This window comes from Tabrizicola sp. T74, from assembly GCF_057219935.1.
In genome coordinates this window covers 424,572-443,502 of sequence record NZ_JBXVVT010000003.1, presented here as the reverse complement: position 1 = coordinate 443,502, position 18,931 = coordinate 424,572, and the positions used below count along the sequence as shown (strand labels likewise).

Sequence of the window (18,931 nt, the reverse complement as noted above, 5' to 3'; positions counted from 1 at the left end):
CACCGTTGCGGCATTCCCCTTCCCCCGCAGCCGTTGCTTCGCCTATAGATAGGCCATGACCCGAAGGACGCATGATGCCCGAACGCAGTGAAAGCGACAGCCGCAAGCTTCTGCGCCGCCTGCGGGACGTGCTGTCCGTCTCGGGCGAGGGGCAGGACCGGCTGGACCGCATCACCCATCTCATCGCCGACAGCATGGGGACCGAGGTCTGCTCGATCTACCTCTTCCGCGATCCCGAGACGCTGGAGCTTTGCGCCACCGAAGGTCTGAAGCCCGAAGCCGTCCACCAGACCCGGATGAAGCTTGGCGAAGGCCTGGTCGGCCGCGTCGCGCGGACCGGCCAGCCGGTGAACACCGCCGACGCGCCCTCTGAAAAGGGCTTTCGCTACATGCCGGAAACGGGGGAGGAACTGTTCTCCTCCTTCCTCGGCGTGCCGATCCAGCGGGTCGGCGAAAAGCTGGGTGTCCTTGTGGTCCAGTCCAAGACCGCCCGCCAGTTTTCGGAAGACGAGATCTACGCCCTTGACGTCGTCGCCATGGTGCTGGCCGAGATGACCGAGCTTGGCGCCTTCACCTCGGGCGACGGGGCGATGCGGGCGCTCCACAAGCAGCCGGTCATGATCCGCGGCACCTCCGGCCAGGAAGGTGCCGCCGAAGGCCGCGTCTGGCTCCATGAACCCCGCGTCGTCATCACCAACCCGGTGGCCGACGACCCCCTGACCGAGATCGAGCGCATCAAGCACGCTGTGGGCGAACTGCGCGTCTCGATCGACGACCTCCTCGAAGCGCAGGCCCTGGACAAGGACCAGAAGCAGGTCCTGGAAGCCTACCGCATGTTCGCCCATTCCCGCGGCTGGCTGCGGCGGATGGAAGAGGACATAATGCGCGGCCTCTCCGCTGAAGCCGCGGTGGAAAAGGAACAGTCCGCCGCCCGCGCGCGGATGGAACAGGTCGCCGACCAGTACCTGCGCGAACGGCTGCAGGACCTCGACGACCTGTCGAACCGGCTTCTCCGCATCCTGACCGGCCAGGGCAAGGACACCGGGGCGGAAATGCCCGACAACCCCGTCCTCGTCGCCCGCAACATCGGCCCCGCCGAACTCCTCGACTATGGCCGCAAGCTGAAGGGCGTCGTGCTGGAGGAAGGCTCGGTCGGCAGCCACGCCGCCATCGTCGCCCGAGCCCTTGCCATCCCCCTTGTCATCAACGCTGACCGCGTCGTGGCCGAGGCGCTGAACGGCGACCCGATCCTGGTCGACGGCGACCAGGGCATCGTCCACCTCCGGCCCGAGGAAACCGTCGCCCGCGCCTTCCGCGACAAGATCGCCATGCAGGCCGAGGCGCAAAAGCGCTACGCCAGCCTCCGCACCCTGCCCGCGACGACCACCTGCGGCACGACCATCGCGCTCCACATGAACGCAGGGCTGATGGCCGACCTGCCAAGCCTCGAAGGCTCGGGCGCGGAAGGTGTCGGCCTTTTCCGCACCGAGCTTCAGTTCCTCGTCCGCTCCAAGATGCCGCAGCGCGCCGAACTGGCGAAGCTCTACGCCCGGGTGATGGACGCCGCCAAAGGCAAGCGCGTGGCCTTCCGCACGCTCGACATCGGGTCCGACAAGGTCCTGCCCTACATGAAACCGCCCGAGGAGCCGAACCCCGCCATGGGCTGGCGCGCGGTCCGCGTGGGCCTCGACAAGCCCGGTGTCCTGCGGATGCAGCTGCAGGCCCTGATCCGCGCCGCGAACGGCAGGCCCCTGACCATCATGTTCCCCCTCATCACCGAGATGAGCGAATTCCAGCAGGCCCGCGGCCATGCCCTGCGCGAATTGCACCGCGAAAAGTCGCTCGGCCACCCGGTCCCCGAGCGGATCGAAATCGGCGCGATGATGGAGACGCCGTCACTGGCCTATGCGCCAACGTCCTTCTACGAGCTGACCGATTTCATTTCTGTCGGCGGCAATGACCTCAAGCAGTTCTTCTTCGCCGCCGACCGCGAGAATGAACTGGTCCGCCGCCGCTATGACACGCTGAACCTTACCTTCCTGACCTTCCTCGAACACATCGTGGCCCGCTGCGCCGAGACGGGAACCGCGCTGTCGTTCTGCGGCGAAGACGCGGGCCGCCCGATCGAGGCGCTGGCCCTCGCCGCCATCGGCTTTCGCACCCTGTCGATGCGCCCCGCGTCGGTCGGGCCGGTCAAGGCGCTCCTCCGCAAGGTCGACCTGGGCCAGGCACGCCAGGTGATCGACAAGGCGCGCAGCGAGGGTGCGGAAAGCGTGCGACCTGCCCTGATGGAGTGGCTGTCGACCGTCGACGCCTGACGCGGGCGATCCAAGCGGCTTCAGGCCCCGGGCACGGTTTCGATCAGCCTGGCACCATGCAGCATGTCCAGCAACCCCTGCACGTCGGCAGCGACCTTGGCCTCATCGGTGCCGGGGAAGGCTTCCAGCAACAGCTCCAGCATGTCCTGCGGGGTCACCGGTTCTTCCAGCACCGACCATAGCACGCTGGCCAGGACATCCATCCGGTGAATGGCCAGGCCCTCGGGATCGGCCAGGTACAGCGTGTCGCCGATCTCTTCGGTAATCGTCCCGCTCCGCTGCCGGATCCGGTCGGCCTTGCCCGGGCGCGGCAAATCGGGCCCGTTGAACTCGGCGAGGCGGAAGGGCTGCGCCTCCCCGTCGGGCATCGGGCTGGGGTCCGGCCACGCGGCAAAGCCTGTGTTTAGGCACTCCACCGCGTCGGCCAGACCGGAATAGGTCAGGCGGAACACCGGCAGCCTGGTCAGGGCCGCAGCCATCTTCCGCAGGATGTCGCCCGAATGCCGGTCACGGGTGAAATTCTGGTGCAGCAGCACATCCATCGCGGCGTTCGGCGCCAGCCGCTCCAGCCGCGCCTCGGTCGGGTCGTCGCGGCGGTCGAGGATCACGAAGGCCCCAAGGGGCCGCATGACCCCGTGCCGTGGCTGGTCGGGCAGGGTCAGATACAGGTACTGCCGGTTACGCGCCCCGCTGACTGCGGCAACCCACTCCTTGAAGGCGGGCGGAACCGTGTCCGGCAAGGGCAGGCGCAGACGCGGCGCAATGCCCATGGCCCGCCCACGCGCCTGATTGTCCGAACCAAAGGACAGCGGCACCACGTCATCGCTGAACAGCGCATGCCCCGCCATCGCCAGGGCCGCCGACAGGGTGCTTTTCCCGGCGCGCCGGATGTTCGGAAACACCACCAGCCTGCCCGCCATTTCGACCGCCGCCGCATGCAGGCAAATGAGCCGCAGGTCTTCGGCCGGCAAGGCAAAGCTCAGGGCCGAGATCGCATCGCAGACCGCGTTGACCGGATCAAACTGGCGCACCGGCCGCTCCTCGACATGCCAGGCACAGGTCAGAAGACCTTCATCTGCCGTTGCGCTGATCGAATAGAACGGCTGCGCCGCCGGATCGGCCGACCCGCTCTGACACGGCCATCCGGGCATCACGCCGGGCACAAGGGAAAGGACAGACGCCGCACGGTCCAGGCGCAGGGGCGCCGCCATTCCTTCAAAGACAACGTCCTGCAGCATCGGTCCATTTCCAGAAGCCCCCGGCACAGCTGCGCCGGGGGTCAGTCTCACACCCGCACCGGATCAGGGAGCGGTCGTCGTCTCGGAGCAGCCCGCATCATCATCCGTCGGTCCCGAGCAGACGCTGGGCGAGGTCGAGTTGCTGGGCGAGGTCGTGGGGCTCGGGGTGCTCGCGGGGCTCGGAGGGGTCGCGGGGCTCGCAGGGCTTGCGGGGCTCGACCCGCTGGAACCGCTCGATCCACTGCTCGCCTGCGCCATGCTCAGCGTGGTGACGGCCGGAACCGCATAGGCACCAAGGGCCAGGGCAGCGATCCGGGTCAGCGCCTTGCGGCGGGAAAAGCTGCGATCTTCAGCATCGTGGGACATGGTGATCTCCTCATTCCAAATGACAGATTCGTGTACCAGACACGACAGTTTCGTAACGCCTGGGTGAATCAGCCATGCGGCAACAAAGTGACCTTGGCTACTTGCCGGGGGTTTATTCTGGCCAAATAAACCGAAGGTATAGGCAAGCTTCCGCGTGATCCTGCGCAGACGTGCCGGGGCAGATCGGCACAATCAGCGGTAGCAGGCCCGGCAGATACCGCGGGCCGGACCCTTGCCGAGTCTGCCGGAAATCGGGCCCGAGGTCTTGATTTCAAAGTGTTAAGAAACCTCTAACGTCCGCAACCAACATATTGATTTCTTTTATGTTACCAGGATTGTCCACCGTGGACAGACCTATCACGCCGGCCGGAAGAGCTCACCGTAGATCCGCCGCAGCTCGGCCTTCTGGACCTTCCCCATCGCGTTCCTCGGCAGCTCTTCCAGCACCAGCACCCGTTTCGGGATCTTGAAAGCCGCCAACCTGTCGCGCAGCGCCGCCCGCACCGCCTCGGGATCGACCTTGCCCACCAGGCAGGCCACCACCGCCTCGCCGAAATCCGGGTGCGGCACCCCGATCACCGCGCTGGCCGCCACCCCCGGCAGGTCGTCCAGCGCCGCCTCGACCTCGGCCGGATAGACATTCAGCCCCCCGGTGATCACCAGATCCTTTGCCCGGCCGAGGATCGACAGATAGCCCCGGTCGTCGAAGGCCCCCATGTCGCCGGTCACGAACCAGCCCCCCTCGCGGAACTCCTCTGCCGTCTTCTCCGGCAGCCGCCAGTAGCCCTTGAAGACGTTCGGCCCCCTGACCTCGATCGCCCCCACCTCGCCCACCGGCAGCACGCCCGCAGACCCGGTGACGCGCACCTCCACCCCTGGCAGCGGCATCCCCACGGTGCCCGCCCGTCGCTCTCCGTCGTAGGGGTTCGAGGTGATCATGTTCGTCTCGGTCATCCCATAGCGTTCCAGGATCGCATGCCCCGTCCGCTCCTTCCATTCCGCATGCGTGGCCGGGGAGAGCGGGGCCGAGCCCGAGATGAACAGCCGGACATGCGAGGTCACTTCACGGGTCAGCCCGGGATCAGCCAGAAGCCGGGTATAGAAGGTCGGGACCCCCATCATCACCGTGGCCCCCGGCAGGGCCGCCAGCACCGCCGCAGGCTGGAAGGCCCGGTGAAAGATCATCGAGGCACCGGAATAGAGAACACAGTTCGTCGCCACGAACAGCCCATGCGTGTGAAAGACTGGCAGCGCATGCAGGAGAACGTCGGCTTCCGCGAACCGCCACAGCCCCACCAACGCCTCAGCATTCGAGGCGAGGTTCTCCCGCGTCAGCATCACCCCCTTGGACCGCCCCGTGGTCCCCGAGGTGTAGAGGATCGCCGCCAGATCGTCCGGCCCGTGGGCGGGGTCGGCAAAGCCCTCTCCCTGCCCTACCGCAAGGTCCATCAGGTAGGGCAGCACCATCACCCGCGGACCACGACCCGCAAGCCCTTCCACCCGGCCTTCGTCGGTCACGACCAGCGCCGGCTCGGCGTCGGTCAGGAAATGCTCGGTCTCGGCCACCGTGTAGCCCGGGTTCACCGGCAGGAAGACCACCCCGGTCCGCAGGCAGGCGAGGTACAAGGACAGGACTGCCTCGCATTTCTCGACCTGCAGAAGCAGCCGGTCACCCTTCTGCAGGCCCAACGAAACCAGCGTGTTCGCCAGGCGCCCCGTCTCAGCCAAAAGGTCACCGTAGCTTGCACCGCCCACGATCCAGACCCGCGCCGGATCGGTGGCCATCTCTTTCAGCTTTACGATGACATCGGTGCTCATCGGTCCCTCCTGCGTCCCGGACATTTATCCGGCCCGGGACCAGGATCGCAACCGGATCAGGCCTTGATGACCTTGGGCGGGGTCACGGCCACCCGGAACTCGGCCTCGACCGCCTCAGTGCCGTGGACCTGCCCCAACCTGACCAGCGCGAACCGGACGCGCGCGATCTCGCGGTAGTAGGACAGGAAGGCTGCATTCAGCGCCGCGCCAGACACGGCCCCGAGGACCGGCACCGCCTGCGCGGCCAGCTTTTGCCCTAGAACAGCGGCCAGCTTGGGCGCGATGGTGGTGATCAGGTTCTGCACCGCCGACCCCGACAGGGCGAGCCGTGAGGCCACGAAGGACGTGTTCACCCCGTCATCCTGCGCCAGCGGACTTCCCGCCGCGAAAACCTGCAGGCATTCCTGGCGCACCCAGTCCTCGTCTGGGTCCAGACCCGCGGCGCGCGCCTCGGCCCGGATCGTGTTCAGGAACAGCGTCACCGTGACCGGCAGTTCGGCCAGCGAGGTCGCAAGCCCACCCGCCCCGCCCGCAGCACCGGTGGCAATCGCCGCGACCATCGGCCCGCGCTGGCCAAGGTCCGGCGCGCGTGAGGCGATGCCGTAGGAGGTCTCCAGCGCCTGGGCCGTCAGCCGTTCGATCTGGCTGCGGACGCCGTCCGGCAGGGCCGCAAGCTGGTTTTCCAGCGTGCCGCCCAGCCGGTTCACCAAACGGATCACCGGCCCGTTCGCGCGCTTGTAGCGGCGGGCAAGCTCGGCCACTTCGGTAGAGTAGTCAGAGGTCGTCAGCGGGGCTATCTGGTCCATGCGTCAGGATATGGGGCCGCCCGCGCCCTGCGCAATGGTATCAGGTCGCTTTGCCGACCAATCCGGTAACGCCTTCCCAGGCCCCGGCCTTCAGCTCCAGTCCCAGCACGCGGTCGGGGTTTGTGGGCGGCGGCATCTCGACCCCGTCCAGCTTCCTGAAGCCGAAACGACCGTAATAAGGCGCGTCGCCCACCAGCATCACGCGTTCCCAGCCCAGCCGCCGTGCCTCGGCCAGGCTTTCGTTGATCAGAAGCGCGCCAAGCCCTTCGCCCTGATGGGTCGGATGGACGGCGACGGGGCCCAGCAGCAGGACGTCATGTTCGCCGATCAGTGCGGGCCAATAGCGGATGACGGCGGCCAGTGCCCCCTCTTCATCGCGAAGCGTCAGGCACAAGGGCGCTACTGTCGGCACGCCTTCGCGCAAGCGGTACGAGGAAAGCGCCGTGCGGCCCGGGGCAAAACAGAGGTCATAGAGGGCTTCCACCTCCCACCAGTCGTCCTCGGTCTCTTCCTCAAGCCGGTACACGCGCCGATGATCCCACCTGAAGCCCTTGCCAAATCCACTGGTCCCGCGCCGTAACATGGCGCACTGTCACGATCAATTTGTGAAACGGACCCTATCCATGTTCTACCGTCCCGCCGATGGCCACGGCCTGCCGCACAGCCCTTTCTCGGCCATCGTCTCGCCCCGCCCCATCGCCTGGATTTCGACCCGCGCCTCGACCGGCGACAACCTGGCGCCCTATTCCTTCTTCAACGCCGTGGGCTACACCCCGCCGCAGGTGATGTTTGCGGGCGACTACCGCGACAGCATGGTCAACGCGATGGAGAGCGGGGTCTTCGCCGTGAACATCGTGGCCGAAGCGGCACTGGAGGCGATGAACGCCACCTCGGCCCGGTACCCGCGCGGGACGGATGAATTCCTCGCGGCAGGGGTCGCCAAAGCGGAATGCGTTGCCATCGACTGCCCCCGCGTGGCCGACGCGCCCGCCACTCTCGAATGCAAGGTGGTCAAGCTGGTCGACCTGATCGGCCCTGAAAAGGTACTGATCGGAGAGGTCGTGGGCGTCCACATCCGCGACGACTGCCTCGTGGACGGCCGCTTCGACCCCTTGCGCTTCAACCCCGCCGCTCGGCTTGGCTATCACGACTACACCTTCGTCCGCGAAGTGCGCGAGCTGCGCCGCCCGAAGGATCCCGGCAAGGCATGACCCCCGCCCGCCGCAAGATCGTCTACGCCGTCAGCTTCGAGACCCTTGGTACGCTCCTCGCCACGGCCTACCTGTGGCTGGTGTCCGAGGCGAGCGCGGCCTCCTCCCTTGCGCTGTCGGTCCTGACCGCATCCGTCGCGCTGGGTTGGAGCTATGCCTTCAACACCCTCTTTGAAGCCTGGGAGTCGCGACAGGCAGTCAAGGGGCGCTCAACCGCCCGGCGCATCGCGCATGCGATCCTGTTCGAGGTCGGCCTGGTTACCATTCTCTTGCCGCTGATGGCATGGTGGCTGCAGGTGTCACTGTGGCAGGCGTTGGTCTATGAGGCCGGGCTGATCGCGCTGTTCCTGGTCTACACCTACCTCTTCACCTGGGGCTTTGACCGCATCTTCGGCCTGCCCGCCTCGGCCCGATAAATGCAACCGGGGCCGCGAAGGGCCCCGGTTGTCTTCTGAACCTTGCAGCGATCAGCGGTCGCGCGAGACCTCGGCCAGCAGGCGCTCGGTGCGGGCTTCCTCCAGCTTGTTGTGCAGGCGGTCGGATTCTTCCCTGTCACGGACGGCCTTGGTGATGCCCACGGTGGAGGACACCAGCATCAACGCGGCCATCGCGTAGAAGCCCTTGGCGGCGAAACTCGCCTCAAGGAAGTAGATGCCGCCTGCCATCATCACGGCTGCCACGGCGAAGTTGACGTAGCTGAACATCGTGTAGGCTTGCGAGGTGCGGATCGTCGGCTGGATCATGTCGGTCATTTCAGGTCTCCTTAAATGTCAGGTTGGGGGATCAGTTGGATTTCTGCTTCAGCCGTTCCAGGACGGCTGCAGCGTCAGGGCGGATCGCGGGGCCGCAGCCGGCGGCGGCAAGGCGGGCCGAGATCGCCTCGGCGGATTGACCGGCGGACAGTTCGACGACGGCCATCGCCGTGGCTTCGGCGTGCAGCTGGCGCGATTGCAGCCGGGTCAGCGTCGCCTCGGCTTCGGCCAGGGACGCAGTCACCGGGCGGCTGACGACGCCGCGTACGGCTTGGGACTTCTGCGCCGCATCGGCCAACTGCAACCCGCGCTGCAACTCGCGCAGGCGCAGTTCCGAGGTGCTGAGTTCTTCCCGAAGACGGGCGATCTCGATCTCATAGGTCCCAAGCGCCCGTTCCGAGGTCGCGCGTTCCGCCTCCAGCTGGGCGATGGCAGCGGCGGCTTCGGTCGCCAGGTCCTCGCGCCCCTGGGCCAGGGCGGCCATCGCCCTGCCCTCCAGGTCGGCGATCTGGGCGTTGATCCGTGGCAGCGACTTCCGTTCGCGCTCGGCATAGGCCATGACGACCGCGACCGACCGCCGCGCCGCCTCGACCCCGCCCGCCGCATCGCGCAACTGCTGGCGCAGGATCGACAGCGCATTGGCATCCGCCACCGCCTGGGCGGCATCGTGGCTGCGCCCCCTGACCAGTGTGATGATCGTGTTGAACATCTGGAACTCCCGGTGTATGAACAGTGTTCACAACATGCCAGAAGCGTGAACGCTGTTCAAGATGTTTTTTGAACGTTGTTCAATATGACGTGAGGTCACGAATGGAAAAGACGCCCGAGAAGGACCGCAAAGCCGATCTAAGGACCCGCCTGATCGAGGCGGCCGAGGCGGAAATCGCCGAGAAGGGCCTTCTGGGCCTGAAGGCGCGCGACGTAACCCAGCGGGCAGGCTGCGCGCTGGGAGCGATCTACAATGCGGTGGCCGACCTGGACGAGCTGGTGATGCGGGTGAACTCGCGCACGCTGGAGCGCCTGGGCGCGGCCCTCGCCCCTGCCTCGGACGCTGGCAGCCCCGAGGCGGTGACACTGGCATTGGCCGACGCCTATGCCGTCTTCGCGCTGGAAAACCGTCGCCTCTGGTCCGCCCTCTTCGAACACCGCCTGCCCGAGGGGGTCCAGATGCCCGACTGGCACCGCCAGGAGCATGAGGTGCTGATCGCCCGGATCGTCGCGCCCTTGCGGCAGCTGCGCCCCGACCTGCCGGACACCGACATCCGCCTGCGTGTCCGCACGCTGTTCGGCGCGGTGCATGGCGTGGTGCATCTGGCGCTGCAGGGCAGGCTTGTTGGTGTGCCCGAACCCTTGCTTCGCCAGGAAGTCGCGGCCCTGGTCGGCGCGCTGGTGCTGGGGGCCCGGATGGCGCGGCCCGGCCCTGCCTGACCTGCCACCGATTCGCCTTGCGCCAAGGGCGGCAATCTGTATAAGGCCGCATCCTTTCCGCTTATCCATGAACCGGCGATGCCTCTCGTGGACGGGCTGCGGAAAGGCTCTTGCCCGTCCTATGAAGCCGCCCTGAAACGAAGGAAGCCCGCATGCCTCTTTACGAGCATGTCTTCATCGCGCGCCAGGACCTGTCCAACGCGCAAGCCGAAGGCCTTATCGAGCACTTCTCCACCGTCCTCGCGGACAACGGCGGCAAGGTCGTTGAGAACGAGTACTGGGGCGTCAAGACGATGGCCTACAAGATCAACAAGAACCGCAAGGGCCATTATGCCTTCCTGAAGTCGGACGCGCCTGCCGCTGCCGTTCAGGAAATGGAACGCCTGATGCGCCTGCATGACGACGTGATGCGCGTCCTGACCATCAAGGTCGACAAGCATGGCGAAGGCCCGTCGGTCCAGATGCAGAAGCGTGACGACCGCGACCGCGATGGCGAGCGTTCGGACCGTGGCGACCGTGGCGGCTTTGGCGGCGAACGCCGTGAGCGTCCGTCGTTCGGCGACCGTCCCGACCGTGGCGGTGACCGTGGCGAGCGTCCGTCGTTCGGCGCTCCGCGTCGTTGATCTAGGAAAGGACATCCAAAATGGCGAACAAACCGTTTTTCCGCCGCCGCAAGGTTTGCCCCTTCTCGGGCGACAACGCTCCGGCGATCGACTACAAGGACACCCGTCTGCTGCAGCGCTACATCTCCGAGCGCGGCAAGATCGTCCCGTCCCGCATCACCGCAGTCTCGGCGAAGAAGCAGCGTGAACTGGCCCAGGCCATCAAGCGCGCCCGCTTCCTGGCCCTGCTGCCCTATGCCGTGAAATAAGGAGCGACGCACATGCAAGTCATCCTTCTGGAACGTGTGGCCAAGCTTGGCCAGATGGGCGAGGTCGTGAACGTCAAGGACGGCTACGCCCGCAACTTCCTCCTGCCGCAGGGCAAGGCTCTCCGCGCCAACGACGCGAACATCAAGTCGTTCGAGGCGAAGAAGGCCCAGCTGGAAGCCACCAACCTGGAAACGAAGAAAGAGGCCGAAGCCGTTGCTGCGAAGCTCGACGGTCAGGCGTTCATCGTGATCCGGTCGGCTTCGGACGCCGGTGCGCTTTACGGCTCGGTCACGCCCCGCGATGCGGCGGATGCTGCCACCGAGGCGGGCTTCACCGTGGGCCGCACCCAGGTCGTGCTGGACAAGCCGATCAAGGAACTGGGCCTGCACACGGTTTCCGTCCGTCTGCACCCGGAAGTCGCGGTCAAGATCAAGCTGAACGTCGCCCGTTCGCCCGAAGAGGCCGAGTTGCAGGCTTCGGGCAAGTCGGTTGCCGAACTGGCTGCCGAAGCCGAAGCCCAGGCCGAGTTCGAGATCGCCGAACTCTTCGACGAAATGGGCGCTGCCGCGTCGGACGAGTAAGCCTTTCCCGTCAGGGATTTGCGAACCGCGTCCGGGTGATCCGGGCGCGGTTCTTCTTTGGGCCGGGCCATGTACAACAACCGGCCGTGGTTGTAGTACATGGCGTGCTCTACAAATGAGTTTACCGTAGAGCACAGCCCGTGCTATACAGTAGCATCAACTGTAGAGCACAGCATGCTGCACCCCCACTCCCCCCGCGCCCGCGCCGCCTATCATGACCTCTGCCGCCTTCTGATGGACGATGCGGCCTCCTCGATCATCGGCAGGCCGCACAAACTGGTCCGCAATGGCAAGGGCTACTGGTACGACGAACACCGCGTCGGGACATCGGTCCGGAACCGCTATCTTGGCGAAGACAGCCCCGAGATGGCCGAACGCATGGCGCAGCATCTGGAACTCAGCGCAAAGACCAAGGCCCGCGCCGAGGAACGCACCCGCCTGGTCCGCACACTGCGGGCCGAAGGTCTGCCCAGCCTCGACCGCACCACGGGCAGCCTTCTCGCGGGGATGGATCGTGCGGGCGTCTTCCGGCTGGGCGGCACCGTCGTCGGCACCCAGGCCTTCAAGCTGTACGAGGCAGAGCTTGGTGTGCGGCTGGGCGACACCGACCTGACCCAGACCGGCGACATCGACATCGCCCAGTTCGAACGCCTGTCACTGGCCCTTGGTGACCGGGTCGAGGAGAACCTGGCCGAAACCTTCAAAGCGCTGGACTTCGACCCTATCCCGGGCGTCCGCACCACGTCGGTCTGGAAATGGCGGCAGACGACCTCGACCGCGATGGTCGAGTTCCTCACCCCCTCCTTCCGTCCCGAGGAAGACATCCGCGACCTGCCCGCACTTGGCGTGGCGGCCCAGTCACTCCACTTCCTGAATTTCCTGATCGCCGAACCGATCAAGGCCGCCGCCCTCTACCGCTCGGGCGTCCTGATCCAGATCCCCCGGCCCGAGGCCTATGCCATCCACAAGCTGATCGTCGCCGACCGCCGGTCCGGCCCTGACCGGCTGAAAGCGCGCAAGGACATGGCCCAGGCCGCCCTTCTGATCGAAGCGCTGGCCGAGGACCGCCCCGACGAACTCCGCGAGGCCTACCAGGACGCGATGGAACGTGGCCCCCAGTGGCGGGCGCATATCGCGGCCACGCTGAAGCGGATGCCCGAAACGGCGGCAAAGCTTGCCGCGCTTTGACTTGCCCGTGTCGGAGGCAGGCAAGCCGGGCCACCGGCGACCGCTAGCGTGACCCCATGCAGATGACAGCCACCAGCCGCGGTATCCTGGCCCTGACCCTCGGGATCGCGATCTTCTCGATCCAGGACGTGATCCTGAAGCTTCTGTCCGGCGATTACCCGCTGCACCAGGCCATGGTGATCCGCAGCCTGACCGCCCTGCCCTTCCACCTGGCCATCGTCTGGTGGTTCGACGGGCGCCTGTCCACCATCACCACCCCGGGCTGGTGGAAGATGCTGGCGCGGGGCCTTTTGAACTTCACGGCCTACACCGCCTACTACCTGGGCCTCGCCTATCTGCCCTTGGCCGACACCATCGCGCTCTTCTTCACCAGCCCCCTCTTCATCACCCTCGCGGCTTTCCTGATCTTCCGCGAAAGGGTCAGCCTCCTCGCCGCCGTCGCCGTCGCCGCAGGCTTTGCCGGGGTCCTTCTGATCGTCAAACCCGGGGCCAGCGGCTTTGACCTTGCCGCGCTGCTGCCAATCCTTGGCGCGCTTGGCTATGCGTTGTCGATGGTCATCGCCCGTCCGCTTGGCCGCACCGAAAGCGCCGCCGCCATGGCCTTCTGGGGCAATGTCTGCTTCCTCCTCTGCGCGCTGGTCCTGTCGGCCATCTACGGGACTGGGGCCTTTGCCGGGGCCTCGCACCCCTCGCTCGCCTTCCTGACCCGCGGCTGGGTCACCCCGCCCCTGACCGACCTCCTCCTCATGGCGTCCTGCGGGCTGATCGCGGCCATCGGGCTGACGCTTCTGACCTACGCCTATCGCGTCGCGCCCTCGTCCAGCGTGGCGCCCTTCGAATACAGCTTCATGTTCTGGGGCGTCCTTTGGGGCTGGCTTTTCTGGGACAGCATCCCGGACGGCCTGGCCTGGATCGGCATCGCGATCATCATCGGCGCAGGGATGATCGTGATCCGGGGTCAGCAACAAAAAGAAAAGGCCGCACCCGAAGGCGCGGCCCAATCTGCGGAATAGTTGCTCCCTGTCGGACCTGACCGGCCTCTTACATTTCGTCCAGCGCTTCGACGGCCTTCTGGAGCTTCTCTTTCGAGATCTCCTTCTCGGTCACCTTGGCCAGCCCAACCAGATGATCGACGACCTTGTCCTCGAAGACCGGCGCGCGCAGTTGCTGCTGCATCTGCTGGTTCTTCTGAACGAATTCGAAGAACTGACGCTCCTGCCCCGGGTACTGGCGGGCGGCGGCCAGCACAGCCTGGGTCATCTCGGCATCGGTCACGGTGACCTCGGCCTTGCGGCCGATTTCGGCCAGCAGAAGCCCCAGACGCACGCGGCGTTCGGCCAGCTTCTTGTGCTCGTCGGTCGCTTCGATGTTGCCGTGGTTGTGGCCGTGCTCATGCGGATTTTCTTCGTGCCACAGCTGGTGGGCGATCTGGTTGGCTTCCGCCTCGACGAGGTTCGCGGGCAGGTCGAACTTGACCATGCCGTCCAGCTGATCGAGCAGCGAGCGCTTCAGCACCGCGCGGGCGGCGCCCTTGTATTCGGCTTCCAGACGCTCGGCGATCTGCGCCTTGAGGGCAGCGAGGTCCTCGGCGCCGAACTTCTTCGCCAGCTCGTCATCGATCTCGGCCGGCTTCGGCTCCTTAACCGCCTTGACGGTGCAGGCAAACACAGCGGCTTTCCCGGCCAGATGGGCCGCGCCGTAGTTCTCCGGGAAGGACACGTTCACCGAAACCTCGTCGCCGACCTTGGCGCCGACCAGTTGGTCTTCGAACCCCGGGATGAAGGACTTGGAGCCCAGCACCAGCGGATAATCCTCGGCCGAACCACCCTCGAACAGCTCACCATCGACCGAGCCCTTGAAGTCGATCACGATCTGGTCGCCGTCCTTGGCCTTCGACCCCTTCTTGCGGTCGTCGAAGTTCTGGGCCGACTTGGCCAGGTTCTCCAGTGCCTCACCGATGGCCTTGTCGTCGGCCTTCACGATCAGCCGCTCCAGCTTGATCTTGCCGGCATCCACATCCGGGATCGGCGGCAGCGCGTCATAGGTCATCTCGACCACGACATCCTGGCCCTCTTTCCAGTTTTCGCCGCCGACCATCTTGACCTCGGGCTGCAGCGCCGGGCGGTCGCCGGACTTGTCGAAGTGATCCTTCATCGCCGCGTCGATCGCTTCCTGCATCGCGTCGCCCAGGATGCGGGTGCCGAACTGCTTTTTCAGGATCGCCAGCGGGACCTTCCCCTTGCGGAAGCCCTTGATCTCGACCTCGGGCTGCGCCTCGATCAGCTTGGCCTGGACCTTGGCGTCCAGCTCGGCCGCCGTCACGGTGATGGTATAGCCGCGCTTGAGGCCTTCGTTCAGGGTCTCGGTGACCTGCATGGGGGGACGTCCTTCCTCGATCTTTCGGGCGCGATTGCGCAATAGCTTACCGCCACAGGGCCGAAACCCCGCGCGCATTGGCGGGCCTGATAGCAAAGCTTTCCATCCGATGTAAGGGGGAATCCGCCGCACCCGTACGGGCCGGAGTGGTGCGGGTGGAGGGACTTGAACCCCCACGCCTTGCGGCGCCAGAACCTAAATCTGGTGCGTCTGCCAATTTCGCCACACCCGCATGGGCGCCTTCTAGCAAAGCCCTGCAGCGGGGGCGAGAGGCAAAAGCACCGCCCCATTCCCGCCACAACCCTAGCGGGATACGGCCACAACTGCCCAGAAATGACCGAACTGCCATCGAAAGCGGACCACAAACCCCTGCGATGACTGGCTTATCGCATCGGAAAGGCCTGAATCGTGGACGCTGACGCACCCTATTCTCGATCTGCCCGCAGGGGTGATGAACCCCAAGCGCAGGGCATGCTGGCCGGGACCATGGTGCGGACGCTCGACGGGCTGATCCCGGTCGAATACCTGACCCCGGGCGACCGGATCGTAACCCGCGGCGGGGCGCGTCGGCTGACCTCGGTGTCGGTCGTGATGCGCAAGCAGGTGGACCTTGTGCGCGTCAAGGCCTCGACCATGGGCCACGACCGGCCCGATCAGGACCTGCTTCTCTCGCCCGGCCAACCCGTCCTGATCCGCGACTGGCGGGCCCGGGCGCTCTATGGTGTGGCTGTCGCCGCGATCCCGGTCTCGCGCCTGGCGGATGGCGAGTTCATCTGCCACGAGACGGTCAGCAACGCCCGGCTTTTTACCCTGCGCTTCGACGAGGACGAGGTGATCTACGCCGAAGGCCTGGAGCTTGCCTGCCCCGCCTTCCTGCCCGAACTGGCCTGATCCCGAACTGACGTTGCGTCCTGCTGGGATTTGCCGACGGTCCGGCTAAGGTCGGGACATGGACCCGATGCTTGCGACCGCCTCCACGCTCTTTTCCCGGATGAAGTCCGGCAATGACGCCCGCCGCCAGGCCTTCGGTCTGGCGGAACGGCGCGCCGCGCTGGATCGGCTGGGCAACATGGTCCGCCGCAACGAAGCTGCCATCGTCGCGGCGCTGAAGGCGGATCTTGGCCGCCCCGAGGCGGAAGCGATCCTCATGGACTACCTCAACACCTTGCAGGAAATCCGCCACGCACGGACCCATCTGCGTCGCTGGATGAAGCCGCGCCGGGTCTGGCCGACGCTGGCCACCCTGGGCGCATCAGGTAGGGTCGAGACCCAGCCACGCGGCACCTGCCTGATCATCGCCCCCTGGAACCTGCCCTTTCACCTGGCGCTCGGTCCGCTCGCATCCTGCCTGGCTGCAGGGAATGCCGCGATCGTCAAGCCATCGGAACTGACGCCCACTTGCAGCGCCCTGATCGCGCGCATGATCGCCGAGACCTTTCCGCCCGATCTGGTCGCCGTCGTAGAGGGCGACAAGGCCGTGGCCGAGCACCTGTTGTCCCTGCCCTTTGACCACATCTTCTTCACCGGCTCACCTGCGGTGGGCAAGATCGTGATGGCGGCGGCGGCCCGGTCGCTGGCCTCGGTTACGCTGGAACTGGGCGGCAAGTCCCCGGTCATCGTCGGCCCCTCTGCCGATCTGAAACAGGCTGCCGACTGGATTACCTTCGGCAAGTTCCTGAACGCCGGACAGAACTGCATTTCGCCCGACCACCTCTTTGTCCATGCCTCGGTCAAGGACGGTTTGCTGACCGCGCTGCGCAACAGGATCGCCCGGGCCTATGGCGAGGGCGCAGCCAGCCCGCATCTGACGCGGATCGTGTCCGCAAGCCACGCCGCCCGCCTGTCCGCACTGGTCGCCGAAGGACTGGGCAAGGGCGCACGACCGATCCTGGACGGACACCAGGACGGGCAAGCCATCGGCCCGCATCTTCTGGAAGGGGTCACACCCGACACGCGCCTGGCGACCGAAGAAATCTTCGGCCCGATCCTGCCGGTCTACACCTACGATACGCTCGACAGCGTCATCATGGATATCAACGCCCGAGAAAAGCCGCTGGCCCTGTACATCTTCGACCAGGACAGCGCCCGGATCACCGAGATCACCCGCCGCACCACCTCGGGTGCGGTCGGCGTGAACCTGACCCTGGTGCACTACAGCCACCTGAACCTGCCCTTCGGCGGGGTGAACACGTCCGGCATCGGCGCGGCCCACGGCCACAGCGGATACCTTGCCTTCAGCCATGAACGCGCGGTGCTGCGGAACCGGTTCCTGTCCCTGCCATTGCTGTTTCCGCCCTACACTCCGCGCGTGATGCGCCTGATCCGCCTGGTCAAACGGGTCCTCGGATGACCTTCCACTACATCATCGTCGGCGCCGGCTCGGCCGGATGCGTGCTGGCCAACCGCCTGTCCGCCGACCCGGCCACCCGCGTCTGCCTCGTCGAGGCCGGACCGCCGGACCGCAACCCGATGATCCACATGCCGCTTGGCCTCGCCTCGCTTGCGCACATGCGCTGGCTGAACTGGGGCTACACGACCGAGCCGGAACCCCAACTTGCCAACCGCCGCCTGTTCTGGCCACGGGGCCGGGTCCTCGGCGGCTCCTCCTCGATCAACGCGATGATCTACATGCGCGGCCATCCGCAGGACTACCGCGACTGGGCCGCCGCCGCCGGGCCGGACTGGGACTGGCCAAGGGTCCGCGAGGTGTTCAAGGACCTCGAGGGGAACCAGGCCATCTCTGATGACCATCACGGAACCAACGGGCCACTCACCGTCAGCAACCTGACGCAGCCGAACCCGCTTAGCCGGGCCTTCGTCGCCGCCGGGATGGAATGCCAGTACCCGGTAAACCCCGACTTCAACGGGGCCAGCCAGGACGGTGTCGGCCTCTACCAGGTCACCCAGCAGGACGGCCGCCGTTTCAGCGCCGCCCGCGCCTTTCTGGCACCTGCCCTGTCCCGCCCCAACCTCAGCCTCATCACCGGCGCGCAGGTCCGGCGCGTCATCTTCGATGGCCGCCGGGCCATGGGCGTCGCCCTGCGCGACCGCTCCCTCGATCTGGCCGAGGGCGGTGAGGTGATCTTGTCGGGTGGCGCGATCAACTCGCCGCAGCTTCTCATGCTGTCCGGCGTCGGTCCGGCGGCGCATCTGCAGGCCATGGGCATCCCGGTGGTCCACAACGCGCCCGAGGTCGGCGCGAACCTTGCCGATCATCTCGACATCACTGTCCAGGCCGCGCTGAAGACCCGCGATGCGATCGGTCTCGCCCCAAGCTTCCTGCCACGAGCGGTCCGAGCCGCCTGGGCCTACCTGCGCCAGGGAAAGGGCGAGTTCACCTCGAACGTGGCCGAGGCCGGGGGATTTGTGACATCCGACCCCACCCGCGACCGGCCGAACCTGCAGTTCCACTTCATCCCGGCCTACCTGCACGATCACGGGCGCCGCCTGTCGCTCGGCTACGGCCTGACGCTGCATGTCTGCGACCTTCAGCCGAAAAGCCGCGGCCGGATCAGCCTGGCCTCGCCCGACCCAATGGCCGCGCCGCGAATCGAGGCGAACTACCTGTCCCATCCCGACGACCTGCCGACGCTGCTGAACGGCCTGAAGATCGCCCGTCGGATCGTCCGGGCCCCGGCACTGGCCCGCCATGTCCGCAAGGAAACCCTGCCCGGCCGGGGGCTTGTGACCGACGCCCAGCTCGAAGCCGACATCCGCCAGCGGGCCGAGACGATCTATCACCCGGTCGGCACCTGCCGCATGGGGATTGACCCGTTGTCCGTCACCGATCCGCAGGGCCGCGTCCGGGGGGTCGAAAACCTCCGCGTCGTCGACGCCTCGCTGATGCCCACGATCATCGCGGGCAACACCAATGCCCCCACGATGATGATCGCCGAAACCATCGCCCGAAAGATATTGGGCGTCAGCTGACTGTCACACAGCTTTTACAATTCTGAAATCTAAGCGTCATGCGCCGG

20 protein-coding genes and 1 tRNA gene are annotated in these 18,931 nt (G+C 66.3%); 12 read left to right on the top strand and 9 right to left on the bottom strand.

The window, feature by feature from the left end; translation table 11 throughout:
• Positions 1-74 precede the first annotated feature (74 nt).
• Positions 75-2,318: a phosphoenolpyruvate--protein phosphotransferase gene (ptsP, locus tag AC2EAL_RS11660; protein WP_484724385.1), complete on the top strand. Its 2,244-nt coding sequence runs from the start codon at positions 75-77 to the stop codon at positions 2,316-2,318.
• A 20-nt stretch (positions 2,319-2,338) separates the two neighbouring features.
• On the opposite strand, the gene AC2EAL_RS11655 is transcribed toward ptsP, so the two are convergent.
• From AC2EAL_RS11655 to AC2EAL_RS11635, 5 genes are all read right to left on the bottom strand, one after another.
• Positions 2,339-3,556, bottom strand: a complete 1,218-nt coding sequence (locus AC2EAL_RS11655; protein WP_484724384.1) for a PqqD family peptide modification chaperone — start codon at positions 3,554-3,556, stop codon at positions 2,339-2,341.
• 63 nt (positions 3,557-3,619) lie between these two features.
• A complete protein-coding gene (locus AC2EAL_RS11650; RefSeq protein WP_484724383.1) occupies positions 3,620-3,922 on the bottom strand; it encodes a hypothetical protein in 303 nt (100 codons plus the stop codon).
• A 357-nt stretch (positions 3,923-4,279) separates the two neighbouring features.
• A complete protein-coding gene (locus AC2EAL_RS11645) occupies positions 4,280-5,740 on the bottom strand; it encodes an AMP-binding protein (protein WP_484724382.1) in 1,461 nt (486 codons plus the stop codon).
• Positions 5,741-5,796: 56 nt separating this feature from the next.
• A complete protein-coding gene (locus tag AC2EAL_RS11640; RefSeq protein ID WP_484724381.1) occupies positions 5,797-6,546 on the bottom strand; it encodes an EcsC family protein in 750 nt (249 codons plus the stop codon).
• 40 nt (positions 6,547-6,586) lie between these two features.
• A complete protein-coding gene (locus AC2EAL_RS11635) occupies positions 6,587-7,072 on the bottom strand; it encodes a GNAT family N-acetyltransferase (RefSeq protein ID WP_484724380.1) in 486 nt (161 codons plus the stop codon).
• Positions 7,073-7,169: 97 nt separating this feature from the next.
• On the opposite strand from AC2EAL_RS11635, the gene AC2EAL_RS11630 reads away from it, so the two are divergent.
• Entirely contained in the window at positions 7,170-7,757 is a 588-nt protein-coding gene (locus AC2EAL_RS11630) for a flavin reductase family protein (RefSeq protein WP_484724379.1), read from the top strand.
• On the top strand, positions 7,754-8,173 hold the full coding sequence (locus AC2EAL_RS11625; RefSeq protein ID WP_484724378.1) for a PACE efflux transporter: 420 nt from the start codon (positions 7,754-7,756) through the stop codon (positions 8,171-8,173). The genes AC2EAL_RS11630 and AC2EAL_RS11625 overlap by 4 nt, the downstream gene beginning before the upstream one ends.
• Positions 8,174-8,224: 51 nt before the next feature.
• Here the strand turns inward: AC2EAL_RS11625 and AC2EAL_RS11620 are convergent, their stop codons facing one another.
• Positions 8,225-8,509, bottom strand: a complete 285-nt coding sequence (locus AC2EAL_RS11620; protein WP_484724377.1) for a YiaA/YiaB family inner membrane protein — start codon at positions 8,507-8,509, stop codon at positions 8,225-8,227.
• Between the two features lie 31 nt (positions 8,510-8,540).
• Positions 8,541-9,218: a PspA/IM30 family protein gene (locus AC2EAL_RS11615; protein WP_484724376.1), complete on the bottom strand. Its 678-nt coding sequence runs from the start codon at positions 9,216-9,218 to the stop codon at positions 8,541-8,543.
• A gap of 101 nt (positions 9,219-9,319) precedes the next feature.
• Here AC2EAL_RS11615 and AC2EAL_RS11610 point away from each other — a divergent pair, with 101 nt between their 5' ends.
• The 6 genes from AC2EAL_RS11610 (at position 9,320) to AC2EAL_RS11585 (ending at position 13,591) form a co-directional block, all read left to right on the top strand.
• Positions 9,320-9,937 carry a TetR/AcrR family transcriptional regulator gene (locus tag AC2EAL_RS11610; RefSeq protein WP_484724375.1) on the top strand — a complete coding sequence of 206 codons (618 nt, stop codon included), beginning with the start codon at positions 9,320-9,322 and terminating at the stop codon, positions 9,935-9,937.
• 152 nt (positions 9,938-10,089) lie between these two features.
• Complete coding sequence (rpsF, locus tag AC2EAL_RS11605; protein WP_484724374.1) at positions 10,090-10,560, top strand: 30S ribosomal protein S6; 471 nt, start codon at positions 10,090-10,092, stop codon at positions 10,558-10,560.
• Between the two features lie 20 nt (positions 10,561-10,580).
• On the top strand, positions 10,581-10,808 hold the full coding sequence (gene rpsR / locus AC2EAL_RS11600; RefSeq protein WP_103256213.1) for a 30S ribosomal protein S18: 228 nt from the start codon (positions 10,581-10,583) through the stop codon (positions 10,806-10,808).
• 12 nt (positions 10,809-10,820) lie between these two features.
• On the top strand, positions 10,821-11,390 hold the full coding sequence (gene rplI, locus AC2EAL_RS11595; protein ID WP_484724373.1) for a 50S ribosomal protein L9: 570 nt from the start codon (positions 10,821-10,823) through the stop codon (positions 11,388-11,390).
• A gap of 174 nt (positions 11,391-11,564) precedes the next feature.
• Entirely contained in the window at positions 11,565-12,578 is a 1,014-nt protein-coding gene (locus AC2EAL_RS11590; RefSeq protein WP_484724372.1) for a nucleotidyltransferase family protein, read from the top strand.
• Between the two features lie 62 nt (positions 12,579-12,640).
• A complete protein-coding gene (locus AC2EAL_RS11585; protein ID WP_484724371.1) occupies positions 12,641-13,591 on the top strand; it encodes a DMT family transporter in 951 nt (316 codons plus the stop codon).
• A 28-nt stretch (positions 13,592-13,619) separates the two neighbouring features.
• Here the strand turns inward: AC2EAL_RS11585 and tig are convergent, their stop codons facing one another.
• Positions 13,620-14,954: a trigger factor gene (tig, locus tag AC2EAL_RS11580; protein WP_484724370.1), complete on the bottom strand. Its 1,335-nt coding sequence runs from the start codon at positions 14,952-14,954 to the stop codon at positions 13,620-13,622.
• A gap of 147 nt (positions 14,955-15,101) precedes the next feature.
• Positions 15,102-15,186, bottom strand: a tRNA-Leu gene (locus AC2EAL_RS11575).
• A gap of 239 nt (positions 15,187-15,425) precedes the next feature.
• Between AC2EAL_RS11575 and AC2EAL_RS11570 the strand changes: the two genes are divergently transcribed.
• Genes AC2EAL_RS11570 through AC2EAL_RS11560 form a run of 3 tightly spaced genes read left to right on the top strand, consistent with a single transcriptional unit; the run spans position 15,426 to position 18,884 of the window.
• Positions 15,426-15,845 carry a Hint domain-containing protein gene (locus tag AC2EAL_RS11570; protein ID WP_484724369.1) on the top strand — a complete coding sequence of 140 codons (420 nt, stop codon included), beginning with the start codon at positions 15,426-15,428 and terminating at the stop codon, positions 15,843-15,845.
• 58 nt (positions 15,846-15,903) lie between these two features.
• Positions 15,904-17,304, top strand: a complete 1,401-nt coding sequence (locus AC2EAL_RS11565; protein ID WP_484724368.1) for an aldehyde dehydrogenase family protein — start codon at positions 15,904-15,906, stop codon at positions 17,302-17,304.
• Complete coding sequence (locus tag AC2EAL_RS11560) at positions 17,301-18,884, top strand: GMC family oxidoreductase (protein ID WP_484724367.1); 1,584 nt, start codon at positions 17,301-17,303, stop codon at positions 18,882-18,884. Before AC2EAL_RS11565 ends, AC2EAL_RS11560 begins: the two co-directional genes overlap by 4 nt.
• The last annotated feature ends 47 nt before the right edge of the window (positions 18,885-18,931 follow it).